Annotated in this window: 17 protein-coding genes; 11 read left to right on the forward strand and 6 right to left on the reverse strand. The window is 62.0% G+C overall.

Annotation, left to right across the window (positions count from 1 at the left end):
• Nucleotides 1-37: 37 nt before the first annotated feature.
• From ABD837_RS10345 to trpS, 9 genes are all read left to right on the forward strand, one after another.
• The gene (locus ABD837_RS10345; protein WP_345053755.1) at nt 38-781 is read left to right on the forward strand and encodes a DUF3592 domain-containing protein; all 744 of its coding nucleotides are present in this window, start codon (nt 38-40) and stop codon (nt 779-781) included.
• 75 nt (nt 782-856) lie between these two features.
• Nucleotides 857-1729: a DUF4198 domain-containing protein gene (locus ABD837_RS10350; protein WP_345053758.1), complete on the forward strand. Its 873-nt coding sequence runs from the start codon at nt 857-859 to the stop codon at nt 1727-1729.
• Nucleotides 1730-1801: 72 nt separating this feature from the next.
• The gene (locus ABD837_RS10355) at nt 1802-2176 is read left to right on the forward strand and encodes an STAS domain-containing protein (protein WP_168675310.1); all 375 of its coding nucleotides are present in this window, start codon (nt 1802-1804) and stop codon (nt 2174-2176) included.
• A gap of 167 nt (nt 2177-2343) precedes the next feature.
• Nucleotides 2344-3255 (forward strand): ribonuclease Z, encoded by a 912-nt coding sequence (locus ABD837_RS10360; protein WP_345053763.1) that lies wholly within the window; start codon nt 2344-2346, stop codon nt 3253-3255.
• A gap of 74 nt (nt 3256-3329) precedes the next feature.
• Entirely contained in the window at nt 3330-4076 is a 747-nt protein-coding gene (locus ABD837_RS10365; protein WP_345053764.1) for a queuosine precursor transporter, read from the forward strand.
• Between the two features lie 38 nt (nt 4077-4114).
• A complete protein-coding gene (locus ABD837_RS10370; protein ID WP_345053766.1) occupies nt 4115-4759 on the forward strand; it encodes a hypothetical protein in 645 nt (214 codons plus the stop codon).
• Between the two features lie 42 nt (nt 4760-4801).
• Nucleotides 4802-5404 carry a hypothetical protein gene (locus tag ABD837_RS10375; protein ID WP_345053769.1) on the forward strand — a complete coding sequence of 201 codons (603 nt, stop codon included), beginning with the start codon at nt 4802-4804 and terminating at the stop codon, nt 5402-5404.
• Between the two features lie 2 nt (nt 5405-5406).
• Complete coding sequence (locus ABD837_RS10380; protein ID WP_345053772.1) at nt 5407-6036, forward strand: hypothetical protein; 630 nt, start codon at nt 5407-5409, stop codon at nt 6034-6036.
• A gap of 9 nt (nt 6037-6045) precedes the next feature.
• Entirely contained in the window at nt 6046-7020 is a 975-nt protein-coding gene (trpS, locus tag ABD837_RS10385; RefSeq protein ID WP_345053775.1) for a tryptophan--tRNA ligase, read from the forward strand.
• A gap of 108 nt (nt 7021-7128) precedes the next feature.
• Here trpS and ABD837_RS10390 read toward each other — a convergent pair whose 3' ends face one another.
• The 6 genes from ABD837_RS10390 to ABD837_RS10415 form a co-directional block, all read right to left on the reverse strand.
• Nucleotides 7129-8055 (reverse strand): hypothetical protein, encoded by a 927-nt coding sequence (locus ABD837_RS10390; protein ID WP_345053778.1) that lies wholly within the window; start codon nt 8053-8055, stop codon nt 7129-7131.
• A 91-nt stretch (nt 8056-8146) separates the two neighbouring features.
• A complete protein-coding gene (locus ABD837_RS10395) occupies nt 8147-9376 on the reverse strand; it encodes a CaiB/BaiF CoA transferase family protein (protein WP_345053780.1) in 1230 nt (409 codons plus the stop codon).
• Nucleotides 9373-9771 carry a hypothetical protein gene (locus tag ABD837_RS10400; RefSeq protein WP_345053783.1) on the reverse strand — a complete coding sequence of 133 codons (399 nt, stop codon included), beginning with the start codon at nt 9769-9771 and terminating at the stop codon, nt 9373-9375. The genes ABD837_RS10395 and ABD837_RS10400 overlap by 4 nt, the downstream gene beginning before the upstream one ends.
• A 78-nt stretch (nt 9772-9849) precedes the next feature.
• Entirely contained in the window at nt 9850-10539 is a 690-nt protein-coding gene (locus tag ABD837_RS10405; protein ID WP_345053785.1) for an ATP-binding cassette domain-containing protein, read from the reverse strand.
• Nucleotides 10536-10868: a hypothetical protein gene (locus tag ABD837_RS10410; RefSeq protein WP_345053788.1), complete on the reverse strand. Its 333-nt coding sequence runs from the start codon at nt 10866-10868 to the stop codon at nt 10536-10538. The genes ABD837_RS10405 and ABD837_RS10410 overlap by 4 nt, the downstream gene beginning before the upstream one ends.
• A gap of 42 nt (nt 10869-10910) precedes the next feature.
• Nucleotides 10911-11657 (reverse strand): class I SAM-dependent methyltransferase, encoded by a 747-nt coding sequence (locus tag ABD837_RS10415; protein WP_345053790.1) that lies wholly within the window; start codon nt 11655-11657, stop codon nt 10911-10913.
• Nucleotides 11658-11905: 248 nt separating this feature from the next.
• Here ABD837_RS10415 and ABD837_RS10420 point away from each other — a divergent pair, with 248 nt between their 5' ends.
• Entirely contained in the window at nt 11906-13687 is a 1782-nt protein-coding gene (locus ABD837_RS10420; protein WP_345053793.1) for a DEAD/DEAH box helicase, read from the forward strand.
• Between the two features lie 1109 nt (nt 13688-14796).
• Complete coding sequence (locus ABD837_RS10425; protein ID WP_345053796.1) at nt 14797-23130, forward strand: T9SS type A sorting domain-containing protein; 8334 nt, start codon at nt 14797-14799, stop codon at nt 23128-23130.
• Nucleotides 23131-23273 lie beyond the last annotated feature (143 nt).

Genomic DNA, 23273 nt, shown 5'->3' on the forward strand with positions numbered 1-23273 from the left:
CGCTGTTAATAAAAAACGCTAGTTTTTGCCATTGTGCATGCGCCTAACTGCAGACGACAAGCTCCAGATTTTTCTCGGTGATGGCAGCGCATTTTTTGGAATAGCGTTTAGCCTTGCGGGAATCTTTTTTGCTGGGCTCATACTCTACGATTATGACTTCAGCAGTTTCCCAATGGCTTGCTTACCATTGACTCAGACGACCGGAAAGGTCATCCGCACCTCGGCCACCACGATGCACGTGAATGACTCAACGGTTACGGACTATACTTACCAGTACCGAAGTAATGGGCGAGCATATATAGCTCATTCGTTCTCCGAGGTTGTCCGCCTGCCAGCCGGCAGTCCGGTAAGCGTACAATACGTGCCAAAAATGCCAGGCATTGCCTGCATCCAGGGAATGCGTAACTCCCCTACCCCCTCCTGGACACTGCTCATGCTGCCTATGCTACTGGGTATCGGCCCTGGCATTATGTATCTGAACTGGCGGCGAACCCGCCGCATTGTTGCTTTGGCGACCAACCCATTCATCACCGACGCCATTTGCCAACGGCTCGAAGATTTAGACCAGAAAGACGATGACGGCCGCAAAACCTACCGCGTCCATTACCAATACATCGTTGCTGGCCAGCCTTATATGCATGAGCTAACCACTACCGAAACCGCCGAATACGGGGTACAGGAACCGCTGGTCGCCCAACTCGACCAGCCTCAACATGCCCGCCTTGCCCGTGAACTACCCGGTTTTATCTGGCAGCGTTTGCGCCGGCAACATAGAAAATAGTGGCTTCGTGAGCCTGCAGCTAAAGAAGCTTCCGTTTTGCGCGTATCTTTAGAAACCCTGTTTTACTGTCGCTTAATGGGCAAAAAGTTGCTTTTAATTCTGAGTGGGGCGTCCCTGCTCGTTACCACCGCCCTTGCCCACGAGGTCTGGCTCGAAGCCCCGCGCTTCCGCCTGCAGCCCGGCGAGGTAGTGCACGTGCGCGCCTTCGTCGGCGCCAACTTTGCGGGCGCTCCCTGGACCAGCAAAGCCGCCAAAGTCCAGCGCCTGCGGCGCTTCGGCCCCGCCCCGGCCGATACCGCCAACCTCACGCCCAAAAACTTCACCGACACCGACACCTTCCGCACCGGCTTCACCTTTGCCCAGCCCGGCACCCACGTGGTGGTGCTGCAAAGCACCAGCTCCTTCATCGAGCTGCCTGCCGACCAGTTCACTGCCTACCTGCGTGAGGAAGGCCTCGACTACGCCCTGAAGCTGCGCCAGGAAAACGAGGAAACCGCCAAACCCGGCCGCGAAGTCTACAGCCGCTGCGCCAAAACTCTTTTGCAAGTAGGCGACCCGGCCCTGGCACCGCTGGCCACCGACAGCGCCTGCCGCCACAACTATGGCTTGCCCCTGGAACTCGTGCCCGAGCAAAACCCCTACCGCCTGGCCGCCGATAAGGCCCTAACCGTGCGCGTGCTGCGCGGCGGCAAGCCCGCTTTTGGGGCGGCCGTGCAGGTGTGGCAGCGCCAGCCCGGTGGCTTGCCCACTACACATTATACCACCCGCGCCAACCAAAGCGGTCGAATTCTGTTACGCTTATCCGGCCCGGGACCGTACCTGCTGGCCACCGTGGATATGCGCCCAGCGCCCGCCCGTTTGCGCACACGCGCCGACTGGCAGTCGACCTGGGCCTCGCTCACGTTTGCCGGGCCGGCCGCCGCAGTGCGGCTGCCCACAAAACATTAGCCAAACTTCACTCAAGATTTTAGGTTTTTTCTTTACCTTCGCCGTTCTCTTACCCCCCTTGCCCTACGCTGTATGAAGTACACGATTGATAAAAAAGATAGCTACACCATCATTACGATTGAGGAGAAAAAGCTCGACACCACCGTTGCGCCCGACCTCAAATCGGAATTCGTGAAGCTGAACGCTGAAGGCATTAATAACCTGATACTCGACCTTACGAACGTGAAATACACTGATTCGTCGGGCCTTAGTTCTATCCTTATTGCCAACCGCTTGTGCAACTCCACCGGGGGCCTGCTCGTGCTCACCGGCCTGCAGGACCACGTCCTGAAGCTCATCACCATCAGCAAGCTCGAATCGGTGCTGCACATTCTGCCAACGGTAGAAGAAGGCATCGACCGCGTGTTTTTGCACGCCATCGAGCGCGACCTGACGGACAAGGAGTAATTTTTTTTTACAAGCTTCTAGCGGGTGCCTTACTGCGCCACTTGGCTGTTAGCTGGTAGCCTTCTGTAGGAGTGCTACCAGCTAACAGCCTTTTTTTTACCCCGAGCCGGTATTTCATTTCAACTAAAAAAGCTAACGGCTTACAGCCGGCAGCCAACAGCTAACCATTGACGTTCGAGCTGAAGATTCTTGGGTCGGCCTCGGCCACTCCCACTGCCGGGCGCCATCCCACGGCGCAGGTACTCACCGTAGGCGCCTACCACTATTTGATTGACTGCGGGGAAGGCACGCAGTGGCAGATGCTGGAGTACCGCGTGCGGCCTAACCAGCTGCGCGTTATTTTCATCTCGCACCTGCACGGCGACCACTACTTCGGCTTGTTTGGCCTGTTGGGCACGATGCACCTGCAAGGCCGCACCCAGCCGCTGTGCATCATCGGCCCGCCCGGCCTCGACGAGGTACTGGTGACGCAGAGTCGCGTATCGGGCGTGCAGATTGGGTTCCAGCTGGAGTTCACCGTAGTCGACACCGAGGCCCACGCCCTCGTGTACGAAGATGCCGGCCTGCGCGTGCACTCGCTACCCATGCGCCACCGCGTGCCCTGCGCCGGTTACCTGTTCGAAGAGCAGCCCCGCCGGGCCAACCTGCTCAAGGAGAAGCTGCCGACGGGCCTCACGCCCGCCCACCTGGCCCGCCTAGCGCAGGGCGAGGACCTGCCGCCCGACGAGCACCAGCCCGGCCTGCGCCACGCCGATGTGGCCGGCCCCGCCCCCACCCCGCGCCGCTACGCCTTCTTTTCCGACACGCTCTACACGCCGGCCCTGGCCCCGCTCATTGCCGGCGCCGACCTGCTTTACCACGAGGCCACGTTTCTGGACGAGCTGCGCGAGCGCGCCGCCCAAACCCACCACAGCACCGCCCGCCAGGCCGCCCTGCTGGCCCAGGCCGCCGGCGTGAAGCAGCTGCTGCTGGGCCACTTTTCCAGCCGCTACAAAGTGCTGGAGCCGCTGCTGCACGAGGCGCAGCCCGTGTTTCCGCAAACTGCCCTGGCGCTTGAGGGGCTGGTGGTGAGCCTGTAGCAAGCAGCCTCTGCTGCGTGGCACGAGCATCAAGCCAGCAAAGGCTGCCTGCTACGGCACAACATTTTTATCTCATGAACACCTACGCCCAAAAAAAGCAGCAACTGTACCTCGTGCTCAGCGGGATTTTTCTGGTGAATGCGCTATTGGCCGAAATCATCGGGGTCAAGATTTTTTCGGCCGATAAGCTGATGGGCCTGCCTGGCAACCTCACGGCGGGCGTGCTTATCTGGCCGGCCGTGTTCGTGACGACGGACATCATCAACGAGTATTTCGGCAAGAAGGGAGTGCTGCGCATCAGCTACCTCACGGTGGCCCTCATTCTGTTTGCGTTCGGGGTGATATACCTGACGACCAAGCTGCCGCCAGCCGATTTCTGGCTCGACGTAAACAAAACCGACAACCTTGGCCGGCCCTTCAACATCGACTTTGCCTACCAAAGCATTTTCCGGCAGGGCCTGGGCATCATCACGGGCTCCATTGTGGCGTTTGGGGTGGGGCAGGTGCTGGATGCTACGATTTTCGCGGCCATTCGTCGGGCCACGGGCGGGCGCTACGTGTGGCTGCGCGCCACGGGCTCGACGCTGATTTCGCAACTCGTCGATTCGTTCGTGGTGCTGTTCATCGCCTTCAAGGTATTCGGCAACTGGACCATGGAGCAGGTGTTAAGCGTGGCCAATACCAACTACTGGTACAAGTCCGCATCCGCTATTTTGCTCACGCCGGTGCTCTACCTGGCGCACTTCCTGATTGACCGCTACCTTGGCCCGGCCGAAACCACCGAGTTGCAGGCCGAGGCAGTGGATAACGTCTCGGTGTAGGTTAATACAGTTTCGTTTTCTCTCTTTTTTCTCTCGACATGCGTTATCTATTTCTGCTGCTATTGGTGGCCTTCGCGCCCCTATTGGGCCATGCACAGTCTGATTTTTTGCTGGGCACCTACGAATTGGTCGATGGCACCACCGGGAAGGGCCTGCTTAGCTACGAAACCGGCTTCAAAGCCAAACTGCTGGTGAAAGACTCCAAGGCCGACCCTGCTAGCAAGGCCGGCAAAAAAGGCCTGGAATTCCCGGCGGCTAAGGTGCGCTCCTTCACCATTGCCGGCGACCATTTCGTGATGTTGCGTTCTATTCGCCTAGACTCAGGAATGCCCTTTTCCTCCATGGCCCGCAAAAACGATTTTGGTAAGCTCATCGCTGAAGGCAAGCTGGAATTGATTGAGTTCCGCCTCGCGGAAATGGTGGCAACTAACCACATGCGCGGCTCCAACGGTAACGTCGACCCGCAGCGGCAGTCGGTGCAATCGGCCGCCTACCTGCTGCGCCGGCAGGGAGAAGACGAAGCCGTTTCGATTCCGGTGATAGGCAAGAAATACCGCGAAGTCCTCACGTCGTACCTGGCTGGCCGGCCCGACCTGATTAAAAAAGTAGGCCCCAAGCCCACTTCCCAGGAAGACTTGATTGAGTTGATTAAAGCGTTCAATTCGGGCAGCACCGAGCAGTAAGCAAGGTCCGCTGCCGTCGGTCCCACTTTTACCGCCCTCCCCTTGAAAAATGCCCTCTGGTGCTGTTTTCTGCTGCTGTCCATAACGGCCCGCGCCCAGTTCAACTTCGCGCCTGGCACTTACCAGCTAGCCAACGGCTCCAAAGGCGAGGCGTCGCTGAAGCTGGCCCTTGCCGAAAATGGTAGCCCAACCATGATGGTGGGCGTAAAAAACGGCAAAGAGCGCCGGTTCCGAGCAGCCGAAGTCACGTCCTTCACGGTTGAAAGCCATCGGTTTGTACGGGTCAACGACTTCCGTTTCCTCAGCGGCACCGATGCCGACTTTAAGGAGCCCGCGCTGCTGGAAATTCTGGAAACGGGGCCCGTGGAGCTGTTCTATTACTACTACCAGGTCGAAATGGGCCCGAACTTTAAGGCCCACGTGAAGTTGCCGGTGCTGCGCAAAGCCGGCACGAGTACGTTCTTTGCGTACAGCCCCGGTCGCACGCCAGGGTTCGACCAGAAACAAGCGCCGGGCGGCTTCGTAGCAGCTCTGTTTCCAGCCGACCCTGTTTTGCAACGGCAATTTGCCACCAATGCCATCAGCCGGGCCCAGCTTATTAGCGTCGTGCACGCCTACAACCAAGGCGTGCGCTTAACCCGTTAATTATGATTTTTCGCGGCTTATTTGTGTTGGTAATTATGCTACTGCCGACAGTAGTACAGGCACAATTTTCAGCGGGCTACGAAACAGGCTCATATGTTTTACGAAATCAGCCAAATATTCGTCATTATGGCCAGCTCAAGTTTCGGAATGGACGGAAGTTATTAGTCGAAACGGAAGCGGGTGAAAAGCGGCGTATAAAAGCTTATAAGGCGCTAAGTTGTGCTGTTGGACCGCACCGCTATTCGGTAATTAATCGGCTACAGTTCAACATCAATTCTCGTTCGGTAAACGAGAAAGCCGTTTATGCCCAGGTTCTGGATAGCGGAAAAATAACGCTGCTCCGATACCATCACCTCCTAAACACTGGTATAGACTGGCTTTTTCTTTATCGTTACCCAATTGATGTTTATTTGGTACGCGCCCAGCCTGATTCCTCCTTCGCGGCTATATGGGATACTTACGATAAATCTTACTTTCGGCAACATATTCGGCCATTCTTAGTTGCCAGACCCGACTTGTTGAAACTGATGGACGGGGGACTCATTACTTATCAAGATTTGCCACGCGCCATCTACGCACTAAATAAAAACCGCTCATTCCAGCCTGAGGCAGTTCTTGAGCGCAAAGAATAACAACTCCCTATGTCCCGCATTCTCACCGGCATTCAGAGCACCGGCCGGCCGCACCTCGGCAATCTGCTCGGCGCCATTTTGCCCGCCATCGAGCTGTCGAAAAATCCGGCCAACGACTCGCTGTATTTCATCGCCGACCTGCACTCGCTCACTACGGTGCGCGACCCCGAAGTGCTGCGCGCCAACACCTACGCCGTAGCCGCCGCCTGGCTGGCTTGCGGCTTCGATACCGAAAAAAACCTGTTCTACCGGCAGTCCGACGTGCCACAGGTAACCGAGCTGACCTGGTACCTGAGCTGCTTCACGCCCTACCCCATGCTGGCCAATGCCCACAGCTTCAAGGACAAGAGCGACAAGCTGTCGGACGTGAACGCCGGCCTCTTCACCTACCCGGTGCTGATGGCGGCCGACATTCTGCTCTACGATGCCGAAGTAGTGCCCGTGGGCAAAGACCAGATTCAGCACCTTGAAATTGCCCGCGACATCGCCAAAGCCTTCAACACCCGCTACGGCGACACACTGGTAGAACCCCAGGCCCGCGTCGATGCTGAGTTAATGACTATTCCCGGCACCGATGGCGCGAAAATGAGCAAGAGCTACGGCAACATCATCGACGTGTTCGCCTCCGAAAAAGAGCTGCTGAAAGCCATTAAAACCATTATTTCGGACAGCACGCCGCTCGAAGAACCCAAGAACCCGGACACTGACGTAACCTTCCGGCTGTTCTCGCTACTGGCCTCGCCGGCCGAGCGGGAGACCATGCGCGCCAACTACCTGGCCGGCGGCTACGGCTATGGCCATGCCAAAAAGGAGCTTTACGAGTTGATTCTGCGCCGCTTCGCCACGGAGCGCGAACAGTTCAACTTCTACATGAACAACCTGCCGGAACTGGATGCCAAGTTGGCTGTCGGGGCCCGACGGGCGCAGGAGTACGGCGCCGGCGTGCTGGCAAAAGTGCGCCAGAAGGTGGGCTACGGAAGGTAGCCGTCATTGCGAGTGGAGCGCAGCGGAACGCGGCAATCCGTCCTCTTGATGCATTGAGAGGACGGATTGCCGCGTTCCGCTCGCAATGACAGGCGACTGCTAGGTGGCTTAAAACGACTGCTGTGCCGAGAAGCTGAAACCGACTTTGCTGCCGCGGCTCACCTGTTGGTTTTCCAGCTTTTGCTTGACGCTGATTTTCTGGATTTCGGGCAGTGGCGGGGCAATAAGGTCGTTGTTGACGGCGGCAATCATGGCGCTTTCCACGAACAGCTTCATCATTTCGGGGGTGATGGCGTTGTCGCTCATGTCGTTATCGGGCAACTCCAGCTGCTGCACGCCTTCGAGGTAGTAGTGGTTGTTGATGTTGATGAGCAGACGACCCACGAGGTAGCCCGGGTCGTTCAGGCGCTGGTACTTGATGCTGTCGGCCATGAAGTTGTAGGCCATGATGTGGCCAAAGAAGCGGCGACGAAAGTCGACCTCGACGTATTTGCTGGGCATGGGGCCGTAGTCGTCGGGGAAGGTGACGATGTTGGAGTGCATCACGAACACCAGCAAATCGCCCGAAAACCGGATGTGAAACTCCATGTCGTTGATGGACCGGTATTCGATGACCACGCTCGAATCGAGGGGCGTGAGCTTGCGGCTGAGCTCGACCACTAACTCCTGCGACACCAGCCGCAGGCAATCGAACGCGGCCTGGGTATTGCGGTAGATGGCCTGCTTGGCAGTTGATTTTTGCTTGAGGCCTTCGAAAATCTGGTTTAGTCGGTCGGCCGGGGCCTCGGTGGGCGAGCCGGCTTCGGCGGTGGGGCGGTTGTCGGTAGCGGTAGCTCCGGAGTGGGCTGAGGGTACTTCGGCCGGCACGGCTGGGGCTGCATCGGCGGTGGGCTTCCGGGCTTTGCCGCGGGGCTTAGCCGCCTTTTTAGAGGCTGGAATGGATTCGGGATGGACGGGCGCGGGCGGCGAAGCGGCGGTTTCGGTTGTGGTGAACAACTCGGGGGCGACGCTTTTCTTGGATGGGGACTTGGCCATGCGGAGAGGTGGTGAAGCCGCTGCAACAGCGGCGCGAAAAAAGGTAGCCATTGCGGCGATACTGGCAGCCCCGCCCGGCCACTGCCAGCCTTCAGGCTATTGGAGGTACGGAAGCAGCCCCGGCCGTAGTTTCATTCGGCCCCAACCAATCGTGGCTGGCTATCTCACTGCCGGCCGCTCCCAAGGCTGGCGGTGCACCCAACTGCGCCGCCACGGGCCAGTGCGGGCTCCGAAAAGCCACCGTGCGGAGCCCAGCCGCGCTGGTCCCAACGGCAGGTAACAGCATGCCAGCCGCCGAGGGCAGGCGCAGGGCCTCCCCCACCGAGCGCACGGCCCCAGCCGGCACGGTGCTGCGCTCCAGTTCGGCCAGCAGGACGTCGCCATCCACCGCCGCGATGCACTCCGTGAGCAACGACTCCAGCTCGGCGCGGTGGGCCACACGGGCGGTATTGGTTTGAAAACGCGCATCGGTGGCCCATTCCGGCTGGCCCAAGGCGGCGCACAGGTGCCGGAACTGGCCATCGGAACCGACGGCAAGTACCAGCTGGCGCCCATTGGCGGCACGGTATACGGTGCCGTAGGGCACTATGCTGGGGTGGCCCGAGCCCAGGGGCTGCGGGTCGGTGCCCGTCACGAGGTAGGTGGCAGCTTGGTTCGCCAGCGAAACCAGCGCGCTGTCGAGCAGGCTAACTTGCACCAGTGCCCCAAGCCCGGTGCGCTCGCGTTGAAACAAGGCGGTGAGCAGGCCTTCCTTCAGCTGGTGCGCGGCCAGCAGGTCGACCATGGCTACGGGCATTTTCTGGGGTGGCTGCCCGGGGCCGGCCGCGTTGAGGTACATGAAGCCGGCTTCGGCCTGCAGCACCGCGTCGTAGCCAGCGCGGACATTATCGGGCCCGTAGCCGGTGAGGTGGCCGTAGACAAGGCGCGGGTTTTCGGCAGCCAGCGTGGCGTAGTCGGCACGTAGCTTCTCGGCGTCACCGGGCTTGTAGCTGGCGATGATGACGTCGGCTTGGGCAGCAAGTTGGTGTAGTTTGGACTGGCCGGCCGCAGTGGTCAGGTCGAGCACCAGTGAGCTTTTGCCCCAGTTCGAAGTGGAGAAGTAGGCCGAAACGGAAGCTTCGGGCGTGGCACTAGCATGAGTTTCGGCGCTGGTTTTCCAGGTGCGGGTGATGTCGCCGGTTGGGCTTTCAATCTTCAACACTTCGGCGCCCAGCTCGGCGAAGAACTGGCCCACCTGCGGACCGGCCAGCACCGAGGCCAATTCGAGGATGCGCAGGTGGGTAAAAGGCAAAGTGTTGGCAGTTGCCGAGTCAGAATTCATAATCGAAGAGAATCAGCTGGCTGATTAATCAGCCAGCTACCGTGCAAGTAAGTTTTGTAGCGGGCCGGCTGAAACTCGCCCGCCGCCAGCACCCACAGCTGCTGGCCGTGTCGCACGCAGTACAGCGGCAGATTATCGTAGCCTTTATAGCCCCAATCGCCCTGCCCCGACCAGTCCCGCACTACTGCCTGCACATCGCGCAGAAGCTGCTGAAAAGCTTCTTTTCCCAGCCATTCAGTGGCTATTTTTATCGGCAGCACGTCGCGGCTTAGTTGCGCCAAGAAGGAAGCACCGTCGGGCAGCGGCAGCGGCCATGGCTGGCTAGCCCAATTATCTTCGAAGCCATCGTAGAGCAGTTTGGGAGTTGCTGGCAGGTAGAAGGCTGCTAAGGGCATTGAAAATACTGATTGAAACTGGTGGAGGCGGCAAGATAAAGACACTTGGTGTCAGCAGATATGCCAGGCCCAACCGGCTCAACTCGCCAAGTACCCATAATCCCGCAGCTGCTCGCGCACATCCCCTTCCAGCTGCAACAGCCGGCCCTGATGCAGCAGGTACACCACGTCGCAGATGGGCAGCACCTCAGCGTAGCGGTGGTCGGTGATGAGCAGGCCTTTGCGCGATTTCATGCGCTGCATTTCCTCGGCCAGGGTTTCGACGTGCACCGGCATCACGCCCGAAAATGGCTCATCGAACAGCGAAAAAGCCGTATTGGCATGCAGTAGCAACAGTGCCTGCACCAGCCGCGCCGAACCGCCCGATAGTTCGTTTAGCCGCCGGTCAAACTGCGGGCGCAGCTCCGGAAACCGGGCCGTCGCCAGCTCAATATCCACCCCCAACATACGCGCTGCCTTGGCCAGCGACAGCGAGGGCGGCAACAGCGGCTCCTGCGGCAGGTAGTTGAGCAGGCCCGGCGCACGGAATGCAGGGACCACGCGCCGGCCGTTCACGCGCACCGAGGCGTCGGCCACGGCGCGGGCCCCAAAAATGGTTTGGAGCAGCACCGACTTGCCACTGCCGTTGCGGCCCAGCAGGCCTACAATCTGGCCGGTTTGCACCCGCATGTAAATGCTGGCTAATATCTGTCGGCCCCCAAATTCGATGCGAATGCCGTCGGCCTCCAGCAACTGCGGGCGGGCTGGGTTGTCGAACTCTCGGCTCATACCAGGACAGCCCGCATGAGCAAAGCGCCGCTCAGAAACAGTGCGCCATCGAGCGCCACCACGCCGGCCCACAGCCGCCGCCGCGACACGTTCAGGTTGAAATAGAACCAGTATTGTCCCGGGCGCAGTTGCTCCGACAGGTACCACACCACCGGGGCGGTGGCCAGCTTGATAAGCAGCAGGGCGGGCAGCAAACCACTACTCCTGCCCTCGACCAGTGCCGGCAGCAACACGGCCAGCAGTATCAGGGCCGAAACGCCCAGCATAAATGGGGCAACACTGCGGTAGAACAGGCCCACGGCCCGCAATTGGGTAGCCAGAATAATCATCGAAAACGCTTGGTTCAGCGGGTTAACGCGCCGGCCCGCCAATTATTCTACCCGCCCGGCCCGGGCAAATACCGGGAATGTGGCGGGGCGCGCCTCCGGTCCCCACAACTGCGTGAGTTGCTCGGCTACCAGGGCCACCATGTCGGCTCCGTCGTGCTGCCGGGCGTAGTTGGCCGTAGCCGACCAGGTGCGCAGGTAATTCAGCATGTCTTCCGCCGTCCAGTGCTTCACCACGGCAAAGCGCGCGTGCTGCACGTCGGCGAACGGGAAGGGCAGGTTGGCGTACTCGTTTTCGATGTGGCGGCGGTTGGTATCCCAGTACGGGGCCGAGGTCACGTCGTGGAACTCATCCAGCAATTGGGTCAGCTCGGGCGTTTCGAGACGGCAGAGCTGGTAGCCCCACTCGGCCAGCACCGCGCCGTGCCGGGCCACCCGGCGCACTTCGGCGTGGTAGGCTTCAATATCAAACCAATGCACCGCCTGGGCCACGGTAATGAGGTCGAAGCGCTGGTTGGGAAAGGGCGTGTGCTCGGCGGTGGCCTTCTGGTAGCTGATGTTGGGTCGCTTCGGGGCCTGCGCCAATTGGTTTTCGCTGAGGTCAGTAGCATCAACCCGCACAAATAAATCGGCCAGCACAGCTGCTACCTGACCGTTGCCGGTGGCGCAGTCCCAGGCGCGCTCGCGGCTTTCTACCTGGGGCAGCAGCCAGTTGTAGAGCTCGGCGGGGTAGGCAATGCGGTAGCGGGCGTAGTCGGCGGCCTGGGTGGAGAAACGGTCGAGGGCGGGCATGGGCTTTGGGGGGATGGGCGAGAGGCGTATGTCATCCTGAACGCAGTGAAGGACCTGCTCACGCCAGGACAATTACCGACAAACTTCGCACATGTGTCCCAACTGTGAGAAAGTCCTTCACTGCGTTCAGGATGACGGATGAGACCGAACTGCAACACCCGCCGCCGGCCGTATCTTTACCCCAAATCAAGCGGTTTGCTGACCACGGCATCAAGGTCAGCCCTTTACCAACTTTTATCAGCTGAACCTTGACGTTTCACGAATTCAACCTCCACGACGACCTGCTTTCTGGCATCGACGCCATGAACTACCTGCAGGCCACTCCCATTCAGGAGCAGGCCATCCCCAAAATTCTCGAAGGCAAAGACTTAATTGCCTGCGCGCAAACCGGCACCGGCAAAACCGCCGCCTACCTGCTGCCGCTACTCGACAAGATTTCGCACGCCAAGCACGGCCACACCACCACCCTCATTCTGGTGCCCACCCGCGAGCTGGCCACCCAGATTGACGAGCAGGTGATGGGCTTCGGCTACTACGTGGAAGCCAGCTCAATCGCCATTTACGGCGGCGGCAAATCGGAGAACTGGGAGCAGCAGAAACGCGCCCTCACCTCGGGGGCCGATATTATCATCGCCACGCCCGGCCGCCTCATCGCCCACCTGCAAATGGGCTACGTGAAGTTCGACCAAATTAAGTACCTGGTACTGGACGAGGCCGACAAGATGATGGACATGGGCTTCAGCGATGACATCTTCAACATCGTGCGCCAGCTGCCCAAGGAGCGCCAGACGCTGCTGTTCTCGGCCACCATGCCCAGTAAAATCCGCGACTTCTCGCAGCAGATTCTTAACCAGCCCGACGAAATTCGCCTGGCCGTGTCGAAGCCCGCCGCCGGCATCGACCAGCAGATGTACATGGCCTTCGACCGCCAGAAAATCCACATCCTCGAGCACATCATCAAAACCCAGGAGGTGCAGAGCATGGTGCTCTTTACCAGCCAGAAAGCGGCCGTGGCCGGCATCGTGAAGGCCGTGAACAAGCTCGGCATCGAAGCCCGCGGCATCAGCTCCGACCGCACCCAGGAAGAGCGCGAGGAAATCATGCGCGCCTTCAAAAACAAGCAGTTCCCCATCCTGGTGGCCACCGACGTGCTCAGCCGCGGCATCGACATCGACTCGCTGAGCCACGTGGTGAACTACGACATCCCGCGCGCCGCCGAGGACTACGTTCACCGCATCGGCCGCACCGCCCGCGCCGCCACCAAAGGCACGGCCATCACCTTCATCTCGGACCAGGACCAGGACCGGGTGCTGAAGATTGAAAAGCTCATCGAGCGCGACCTCGAAAAGAAAAACATCACCGAGGAGCTGGGCCTGGGCCCGGCGCCCGAGTTCGACCCCAAGCGCTTTGCTGGCCTGGGCGGCAAAATCGGCGGCCGTCCGGAGCGGGGTGGCCGCAGCGGCGGCAGTGGTGGCGGAAGCCGCGACCGTGGCCCGCGCCCCGAAGGCAGCGACCGCGGCCCGCGCCGTGAAGGGGGAGTTGGAGGCGGACGTGATGGTGGCCGCGACGGCGGCAAGCCCCGCCGTGACGCCCCCGACCCCAAAGACCCGAAGCACCTGGAGCGCATGGCCAACGCCAAAAGCGCCCTCGCAGCACTCGACGCCGGCCATGCGCCGTCCGTACCCTACCAGCGCCCGCTCCGCCCCGAAGGCGAAGAGCGCCGCGACCGTGGCCCCCGCCCCGAGCGCACCCCGCGCCCCGAAGGCGAGGCTCGCCCGCCGCGGGAGCCCCGCACTCCACGCGAGCCACGTCCGGAAGGCGAGGCTCGCCCCCCACGCGAGCCCCGCACCGAAGGCGAAGCCCGCCCACCGCGCGAACCACGTGCCGAAGGGGAACCCGGCGCCGATGGCGAGCGTCGCCGCAGCCGCGGTGGCCGCAACCGCAAGCGCGGCCCCAAGCCTGAAGGGGCAGTTCCGGCTGCTGATGCCGGCTCAGGCGAAGCCCCCAAGGGTGCTGCAGATAATCAATAAGCAACTTTTCTTGCGCATATCCTTATAGAAAAGGCGGCTTTCAAGGCCGCCTTTTTTGTTTCTATTCCTGGCACCGGCGGCGGCCCTGCCCCGCACTGCCCCTTGTTCGTGTATTTCCGGACCTGTCCCACTCAGCCGTCAGGCCAGGCCAGCTGCTTATGGCCTCGTTGGCCGACGGCGGTAGCCCCAGACAAACAAAACAATGGCTGCTTAATGCGCGGCCCCAGTTTAACCCTTCTATTTTCACCGCTTGGGCTGGCCACCTGTGCGGTTTAGTCGACTTTCCCTTCGCGGCCTTGAAAACGGGCCTCCAGGAAACGCGCCAATACGTGCCTACGGGCTTCCTGCTTTCTGCTTTCTGGGCCAAGACTAAAGTGGGTCGCCCCTGCATGATGCCCCGTGCTTCAGCGACAACGACAAAAGGCCAACACGCCCAGCTTGCCGAGTCCGCTGAGACTGCGCTCAACATTATTATTTCACAATATATAGAACTTATTCCAACCTCCTATTGTCGCACGTCAGCACTAATATACCTTCTAAATTATTCTATTTTTGATTATCTTCATTTTAAGTTCATCATTAAAATAATCTAATACCTTAACTGACTAAATCGACTCTTTCGCCGTGAATATCCTGTCTTCTATCTAAAAATTCAATGCCTTAGCTGTTTTTTTTAATCAGCAGTACGTATCTTCGATAGACACAAAATCCTAAATTTTAAAAATACCTCTAAATTTATTAGCTTGTTTTAAGGCAAAATATAACTAAGCACCCTGGCTTAGCACCGTTGCAGTTGTTAATATTCTATTACTTGTTTAATCCTACTGCGTAGGACTTTAAACACCCTTTCGTTTTCGTATCCCCTTTAGCTGTACCCCCCCCTGTGTGGGGTATTCCCTAGCAATAATTTCACACAGGCTTACTACTTATCCATCATCTACTTGCGTCTCAAATAATCAATCCTCGCCACCCGCGTTCAGTTCATTCCTATGCAAAAAGCTATACGCAGTTTTCGTATGCCGGCACTACCTAGCTTAGAAGCCGCAATAACTGGTTTCCGGGCACGGCCAGCCACGCAGCCATTGCATAGGAGAAGCGAAAGATGCCGCTTGTTCCTTTCCGCCATCGCGGGCTTGCTGCTGGCCTTGGCCAGCCCGCTGGCCCGGGCGCAGTCGGCGAGTGCTGATGTGTACCAGCCGGGGGGTATTCAGGCCTCAGCAACGGTGCCAAGCACCAGTAAAGGAGGAGCTGCCCGGATAACAGTTGCACCAGTAGCGCGGGCGCGTACCTCCCAGATTCTGCTGAACAGCTACGCCGACACCCCCCTGGCAGTGGCGCTGTTTGCTACCGACGCCGACGCGGGCAGCTCCATTTTGTCTTATACGATTACCGCACTGCCACCCACCGCCTCGGGCATTCTGAAGCTGCGGGGAACGGCTGTTACCACCAACCAGGTCATCGTGCCAGCCGATGCTGGCAGCCTCACGTTTGACCCGGCCGCCGGCTATTTTGGCACGGCCGTGTTTTCCTTCACTGCCAAGGACAACACTAACTTAAACTCTGCTGTGGCGACCTACGGCATTCCGGTGGCCAAGGCGACCTGTGGCGCGGGCGTAGGGCAGGCCAACGTGCTGAGCTACTACGCCCGCACGGAAGGCGAAGATTGGAAAGTGACGCGGTCAGTGGTGGTAGATGGCGTTACCATTACCGCCAACCCCGCTGGTACTCCTTACACAGCTTCGCCCACTACTACTGACCTTTTCTTTGTGTCGGACCAGCCCGCTATGCCTGGCAAGGGCTTGGTGTGGGCCGAAGACTACACCACCCTTTCGGGCGTGGTTACCACGAGCACGTTCACCTTCAGCCGGCCGCTGGCCAATCTCACTTTGTCGATTGGCGATATTGACAACGGCACCGGCTACACCGATTTTCTGAGCCTGCAGGGATACGACGCCAACAACACCCTGGTTAACATACCAACCGCTAACGTTACCACGGGCAATACCAACAGCTACGCCAACAATACCTTCACGGGCACTGCCAACAGCCCTGCCTCGGCAAACACCAACGCATTGGTTACGTTTCCCTCGGCTATTACCAGGCTGGTGATGACGTACCGCAACACGGCCACCACTCAGGCCGACCCTTCCAGCCAGCTGATTGTGTTTCCATCGATAGCCTGGTGCGCCCAGGCCGACGTGCAAACCACCCTGACCGGCCCGACGCGGGCCCGGGCGGGCAGCACCGTGACGTACACGGCCACCACCACCAACGGGGGCACCGACGCCGTGAACAGCATCGCGCCCCAGGTGCAGCTGCCCACGGGCCTGACCAACGTAACCGGCGGCACCTACAACTCCAGCACTGGCGTGCTCACGCTGGCTACCATCAGCAACCTGGCGTCGGGAGCTTCGGTGGCCAACACCATCACCTACACCATGCCGGCTACGGTGGCCGTAACGGCTACGTCGAGCTTTGTTTCGACGGCCGATGACCTTGTTTCGGGCAACAACACCGCCACGCTGACCACGGCCCAGAACCGGGCCCCGGTGGCCAGCGACGTGACCAGCTCACCCGCCATCCTGAGCAGCACCGCGACCCAGACCAACATTGCCTCGTTCAACGCCAGCGACCCGGACGCGACCACGGGCAACACCACCATCACCTCGTTCACCATCATGTCGCTGCCCACGGCGGCCCAGGGCACGCTCTACGTCAACGGCGTGGCCGCCACCGTGGGGCAGGTGATTACGGTGCCTGCTTCGGCCACGCCCGGCAACCCCGGCTACCAGCTTTCCTTTATCCCGAACGGCACGTTTTCGGGCAACGCCAGCTTTACTTACAAAGCGACCGACGACACGGGCACCGGCTCGAACACGGCCAACTACTTTGTGCCGGTGACGGCGGGTGCCGACCTGGCATCGGTGGTAACCGGCTCGGGGGTCGGCGTAGAAGGCCAGACGAAAACCTATGGGGTGACCACCACCAACAACGGCCCGGCCACCGCCACCAACGTGGTGCAGACCCTGACGCTGTCGAGCAAGCCGCCTTTTAGCAGCGTAACCGTCACGAACGGCACGTATGACCCTTCGACCGGCATCATCACCTTCAACACGCTGGCGTCGCTGGCCAGCGGCAGCAGCGTATTCAACACCGTGGCGATTGTGGTGCAGCCCACCCCGACCAGCTTCACCATTACCGCGGCCAACACCAGCGCCACGGCCGACCCCACCCCGGCCAACAACAACGGCACGGCACCGGCGGCTACCCTCACCGTGACGGTGTCGCCGGTGGGCCCGGCGGGCATTGCCAGCGCCTGCGCCACGCCCGGTCGCGACGGCTCGCCGGTTATCACCAGCAACCCCAACACCTACTATCCGGCCGCCGACCAGACGCTGGTCGCCGGCGCCACCTCGGTGGTGGTGGGGGCGGCCACCGGTACGGCGCTCACGGCCATCGCCGCCGGCGACCTGCTGCTCGTCATCCAGATGCAGGGTGCCGACATCGACGCCACCAACACCGATGCGTACGGGGATGGCGTCGCCGGGGGCTCGGCCACCAACAACCTGAACAACGCCAACTTTACGGCCGGCAAATACGAGTACGTGACGGCGGCCAACGGCGTGCCCGTGGGCGGCGGCTCGCTCACCATCGCCAACGCTGGCGGCCTGAAAAATGGTTACCAGAACGCCAGCGCCACGAGCACTACCGGCCAGCGCCGCTTTCAGGTGGTGCGCATTCCGCAGTACCAGAACCTGACTGTAGGCGCCACCGTGACCCCCAGCGCCTGGGACGGCCGCACCGGCGGCATTCTGGCCCTGGACGTGGTGGGCAAAATCAGCTTTGCGCAGGGCACCAAGCTCGACGCTTCGGGCATGGGCTTCCGCGGGGGGGCCGGCCAGAAGCTGACCGGCGCCCCCAGCGGCTACACCGGCACCGACTACCGCGCAGCAGCGCCGGCCTCGGCCGGCGCGGTGCTGGGCGCCCACGCCATGAAAGGCGAAGGCATCGCGGGCACTCCCCGCTACGTGAGCAACGGCACCGCGCTGGTTGACACCGGCGTGGACGGCTACCCCAACGGCAGCTCTGGGCGCGGCGGCGCCGGCAACGCCGGCGGCGGCGGCACCGACGCCAACCCCACCGCCAATGACCAGAACAGCGGCGGCGGCGGCGGCGGCAACGGCTCGCGCGGGGGCCGGGGCGGCAACTCCTCGAGCAGCAACACGGCCGTGGGTGGCGAATTTGGCGGGGGCTTCAACGCGCCCAGCAGCAGCCGCCTGGTGATGGGCGGTGGCGGCGGCGCTGGCGTAACCAACGACGGCACCGGCGACGCTTCGCTCACCGGCTACGCCAGCAGCGGCGCAGCCGGTGGCGGCATCGTGCTGCTGCGGGCGGGCTCGGTGGCGGGCCTCGGCTCGCTGCTGGCCAACGGCGCCAGCGCCAGCAACGCCGTGACGAACGACGGCAGCGGCGGCGGCGGCGCCGGCGGCTCCATTTTGTTCACGGCCAACAACACGGCCAGCGCCGGCATCCTCAACCTGGCCGCCAATGGCGGCACGGGCGGCACCAATACCGGTGGTGGCGCAGCGCACGGCCCCGGTGGCGGCGGCGGCGGCGGCGTTATTCTCAGCAACGCCACCACCAACACCGCGACCGTGGCCAGCGGGGCCAACGGCACCACCGCCGGCAACATCGCCTACGGCGCCACCGCGGGCTCACCTGGCCTGGCCAACAACCAGATTAGCAATAGCATCGCCAACAGCACGGCCGGCATCAACTGCAGCACCGACGTGGTCGCCACGGCTACGGCTACGGCTACCACCACCAGCGGCAGCACCGTGAACGCATCGGTGACCTTTGCCAACAACGGCGGCGTCGACGCGGCCAACGTTACCCGCTCGGTGGTGCTGTCTTCGGGCAGCGCCCTGGCGGTGGTAACCGGCGTGTCGGCTCCGGGCAGCACTAGCATCAGCGCTCCCGACCCCAGCACGGGCAACGTAACCGTTACTTACCCGGGCCTGGCCACGCTGGCCGCGGGCGGCAGCAACTCCTTCGGTCTTTCGTACACGGTGCCCGGAGTTTCGTCGGTTACCATTACTGCGGTAGTTGGTACCACCACGGCGCAACCGGTGACTGGCAACGACACGGGCACCGCGACCACCACGGTTACCGGCTTTGCCGATATTGTGGCCGTGGTCTTTGGCTTGAATGCCTCGGCCGCGGGGCAGACCACCGCCACTTACGGCGCTTTGTTTGCCAACAACGGCCCGGCCTCGGCCTCGAACGTAACCCGCACCGTGACCCTGCCCGCCGGCGCGAGCCTTACCCAGACCCAGCTCAATAACCTCACCGCCCAGGGGGCTACTTACAACAATTCTACTCAGGTCATCGACTTTGGCACGGTGGGTACCCTGGTGAGCCGCGACGTGAGCGTGTACCGCTACAGCTACGTTGCGCCGAATGCCAGCGGCAGCACAACAATTGTGGCGCGCACCACGACCACCACGCCGGAAGACGCCAGCGGCGGCACCGGCGCCGCCACCGCGCCCGACACCTTCCCGTTCACGGTAACCAATAACCCGGCAGCCGACGAGGCCGTGAACGGCATCAGCGCCTTGGTCGCTTCGGCGACCCCAAACCAGCAGGTATCGTTCACGGTGAACTTCACCAATAACGGCCCCAGCGATTCTCCTAACGCCCAGCGCTACGCGCTGCTCACGCCGGGGCTGAACATCGTCTCCATCACCGATGGAGGCGTATACGACGCGGTTTCGGGGGTTGTAACTTACCCGACCACGTCCATCCCCAATGGTAGCTCGGCCCCGTCGACCATCACCTTCCTAGCCCCGGCCATTGGCCCGGTCAACATCAGCGGCAGCCTGAGCACGGGCGCGGGCACGGTTTCGCCGGGCATCTTCGCCAACAACCAGGCAACGACCAGCATGAACATCACGCCGATTGCCGACGTCGCCACCACCATCAGCGGGCCCGGCACTGCGGTGCCCGGCAACTTGGCCACCTTCGCGGTGACCACGGCCAACAACGGGCCTTCGCCCGCCTCGGCCGTCGTGCAAACCATTCAGCTGCCGACGGGCCTCACCGGCGTCTTTCCTTCCAATAAAGGCACCTACAACTCTTCCACCGGGGTGGTGACGTTCCCGACCATCAACGTGCTCACCAGCGGCTTGCCGGTCAACAACACCGTCAGCTTCCACATGCCGGCCTCGGGCTTCACGGCGACGGCGCTCGTGAGCAGCGCTACGGGCCAGGCGGCGGGCACCGCGGCCAACGACGCCGCCACGGCCGCACCTACGGCCGCGGGCACCGTTACGACCGACAAGGCCAACGTGTACAACCTGCTGAACTTCTCAAGTAAGAACGTGGCTCCCGGCGCGCCGCTCACCTTCACCATCGAAACGGGCAACAACGGCCCCAACCCGGCCCTGAACGTGGTGCAGCAGCTTTCGCTGCCCCTCGGTCTCACGGTTACCAGCATCTCGGGCGGCGGCAGCTATAATTCGGCCACGGGCCTGGTGACCTTCCCAGCCCTCGCCAGCTTGGCCAGCGGCAGCAGCGTGACCAATACCGTGACGGTGAACGCGCCGGTCGCGGGCCCGCTGGTGCCCATGGCCTCGGTCGCATCGGGCACCTCCGACCCGGTTCCGGCCGATAACGAGGTGATTCGCAACGTGGACGTGATTGCCGAAACCGACGTGGTCACCCAGCTGGTGGGCCCGGGCGTGGCTTCGGCCACCCAGATAACCAACTTCACCGTCACCACCCTCAACCGGGGCCCGCTGCCGGCCACGAACGTGGTGCAGACCGTGGCCATTGCGAGCGGGCTTCCCTCTTTGGACGTGACCACCTCCGGGGGCGGCGTGTACGACCCGGCCACCGGCGTCATCACTTGGCCCACGGTGGCCACCCTGGGCGTGGGCGCGGTAAGAACGTACTCGTACACTTACGTGGCGCCGGCCTTCGTTTCGACCGATGCCAACGCCCCGCGCACCCTCATCAGCCAGGCCTCGGTGACCAGCAGCAGCACCGACCCGACGAAGGCCAACAATGCGGCCTCAATAGCCACCGAAATCAAGTGGAACTCCGACGTGGCCATTGCCATTTCCGCCCCTGCCAGCGCCGTGGTTGGCAACCCGGTCACCTTTACCGCTTCGTACATCAACAACGGCCCAGCGCCGGCGGGCAATGTGTCACCTCTGATACGCATTGCCACCGGCCTTAACGTGGTGGCCAGCGACGGCGGCGTATACGACATCACCACGGGCATCGTCACCTTCCCCACTATCGCCAACATGGCGGTGGGCGTGAGCGGGTCGATGAGCTACACCATGGTGGTAACGGCTCCCGACCGGCCGTTGATAGGTATTTCGGTCGCGGCCAACGTGCCCACGAGCACCAACGACGTCAACCTGACGAACAACGCGGAAACGCTGATACTGCCGCTGGCCCTGCCGACCACCACCCAAGTTGACCTGCAAACCAACATCACGGCCAATGTGAGCTCCCAGTCGGCGGGCCAGCCCGTGGTGTTCACGGTGACGGCCACCAACGCCGGCACCGACGCCTCCGACCTGCGCGAGCGCGTTACGCTGGTGGCCGGCCTGGGCAACGTGGTGGTGAGCGACGGCTTCGGGAACCTACTCCCCAGCGCCTACAGCACCACGACCGGGGTGGTGACGTTCCCGCAGGTAACGGCCCTGGCCGGCGGGACTACCCTCACGTACACCATCACGGTGAACGACCCGGTGCGGGACCCCATCCGGGCCACGGCCACTGTCAACGGCAACTTTACGGACCCCAACATCGCGAACAATACCAAGGTACTGAGCGTGAATATTGTGCCGGTGGCCGACGTAGCCACTCTCTTATACGGGCCCACCGCGCTGCTGCCCGGCGCCCTCGCCGAGTACCAGGTCCTGACCGTCAACAGCGGCCCTTCGCCTGCCAACTCGGTGGTGCAAACCGTGCAGCTGCCCACCGGCCTGACCGATGTGGTGCTCACCGGCGGGGGCAGCTACAACGCGGCCAGCGGCCAGGTAACCTTCCCCATCATTGCGCTGCAAGCCGTGGGCAAGTACGGCGAAGTGAGCAACACCATCCGCTTCACTTTTCCCACCACCACCTCCAGCTTGGGGGCCACGGTGAGCAGCGCCACGATGGAGAGTGCCGCGACCACCGCCAACAACACCGCCTCGCTGACGACGACGCTCACCAACCAGGCCCCACTGGCCAACACGGTGAGCAACCGCCTGCAGTCGCCCGAAGGCAATACCGCCGCGCCGCTGACGCTCAGTGCCCTCAGCGGGTTCGACCCGGACGGTTCCCTGGCCTCGTACACCATCACGGCCCTACCGGCCGCGGCGGCGGGCACCCTGCTGCTCAACGGCAGCCCGGTGGCTATGGGGCAAGTAATTGGGCTAGGCAACGCGGCCAACCTCAAGTTTGACCCGTTGGCGACGTTTGCCGGCAACGCCTTCTTCGCGTACACGACCACCGACAACCAGGGGGCTACCTCGCCGCCGGCGCTGTACACCATCGCCGTGGGCGTGGACAATGCGTCGGTGTACACCGGCACACCGCTGAAAGGCGGGGCAAACCAGTACCAGAACGGGGACGTTGTGTCCAACGCCTTTGACGCCAACGGCGGCACCTACAACGCGGCCGCGGCCGTGGTCGACAACGGCGTGCGCACGGCCAGCGCCGGCGCCCTGCCCGACGGGCTGGAGCTTGACCCGGCCACAGGCCAGGTACGGGTAGCCAACCGCTCGCTGCTGGTAGCGGGCTCCTACCCCGTCAGCATCACCACCATCGACGTCAACGGCGGCACGAACACGCAGGTCGTGACGCTGGTGATTGGCACCGCGCCGCTGCCGGTAGAACTCACGCGCTTTGAGGCAACGGCGGCCGGAACCGATGCCCGCCTGAGCTGGAGCACGGCTCAGGAGCTCGACAATGCCGGCTTCCAGGTGGAACGCTCGCTCAACGGCACCACGTACGAGGCCCTGGGCTTCGTGGCGGGCGCAGGCACCAGCAGCCAGGCCCACGCCTATGCCTTCGTGGATGCCGGCGTGGGCCGCCAGCACAGCGGCGCGGTGTACTACCGGCTCCAACAGCGCGATGGCTCGGGCCGTGCCACCTTCAGCCCCGTACGCACTGTTGCTTTCGCCGCGGGGACCCCATTGGCCGCCCAGTACGTGGCCCTCTACCCGAACCCCGCCGCCACCACCACGACCCTCGACCTTACTGCCCTCACGGGCCCCAGCCAGGTGACGGTGCTGGACATGGCGGGCCGCGTGGTGATGACGCGTACCATGGCCGGGGGCCAGGCTCATGCCTTCGCCCTGGGCAGCCTGCCTGATGGCACCTACGTAGTGCTGGTGCGCAACAACGACCGCAGCTTTGTGGAGCGCTTGCTGAAACACTAACAAGCAGCACGCCACGCATAAAAAAGGCTGCCCGCATGCGGGCAGCCTTTTTTATGCGTGGCGTGCTGCTGCCCGGCCAATGGAAATCGTGCCGAATCGTCGGCATGGAACCACCTGCGGGCAACCGCTACTCGATTCGGCGG

The sequence above is a fragment of the Hymenobacter glaciei genome (assembly GCF_039539585.1).
In the GTDB taxonomy this organism is placed as follows: Bacteria; Bacteroidota; Bacteroidia; order Cytophagales; family Hymenobacteraceae; genus Hymenobacter; species Hymenobacter glaciei.

Coding starts and splice junctions, on each gene's coding strand:
- ABD837_RS10345 (WP_345053755.1), top strand. CDS start 38: ATGCGCCTAACTGCAGACGACAAGCTCCAGATTTTTCTCGGTGATGGC.
- ABD837_RS10350 (WP_345053758.1), top strand. CDS start 857: ATGGGCAAAAAGTTGCTTTTAATTCTGAGTGGGGCGTCCCTGCTCGTT.
- ABD837_RS10355 (WP_168675310.1), top strand. CDS start 1,802: ATGAAGTACACGATTGATAAAAAAGATAGCTACACCATCATTACGATT.
- ABD837_RS10365 (WP_345053764.1), top strand. CDS start 3,330: ATGAACACCTACGCCCAAAAAAAGCAGCAACTGTACCTCGTGCTCAGC.
- ABD837_RS10370 (WP_345053766.1), top strand. CDS start 4,115: ATGCGTTATCTATTTCTGCTGCTATTGGTGGCCTTCGCGCCCCTATTG.
- ABD837_RS10380 (WP_345053772.1), top strand. CDS start 5,407: ATGATTTTTCGCGGCTTATTTGTGTTGGTAATTATGCTACTGCCGACA.
- trpS (WP_345053775.1), top strand. CDS start 6,046: ATGTCCCGCATTCTCACCGGCATTCAGAGCACCGGCCGGCCGCACCTC.
- ABD837_RS10390 (WP_345053778.1), bottom strand. CDS start 8,055: ATGGCCAAGTCCCCATCCAAGAAAAGCGTCGCCCCCGAGTTGTTCACC.
- ABD837_RS10395 (WP_345053780.1), bottom strand. CDS start 9,376: ATGAATTCTGACTCGGCAACTGCCAACACTTTGCCTTTTACCCACCTG.
- ABD837_RS10400 (WP_345053783.1), bottom strand. CDS start 9,771: ATGCCCTTAGCAGCCTTCTACCTGCCAGCAACTCCCAAACTGCTCTAC.
- ABD837_RS10405 (WP_345053785.1), bottom strand. CDS start 10,539: ATGAGCCGAGAGTTCGACAACCCAGCCCGCCCGCAGTTGCTGGAGGCC.
- ABD837_RS10410 (WP_345053788.1), bottom strand. CDS start 10,868: ATGATTATTCTGGCTACCCAATTGCGGGCCGTGGGCCTGTTCTACCGC.
- ABD837_RS10415 (WP_345053790.1), bottom strand. CDS start 11,657: ATGCCCGCCCTCGACCGTTTCTCCACCCAGGCCGCCGACTACGCCCGC.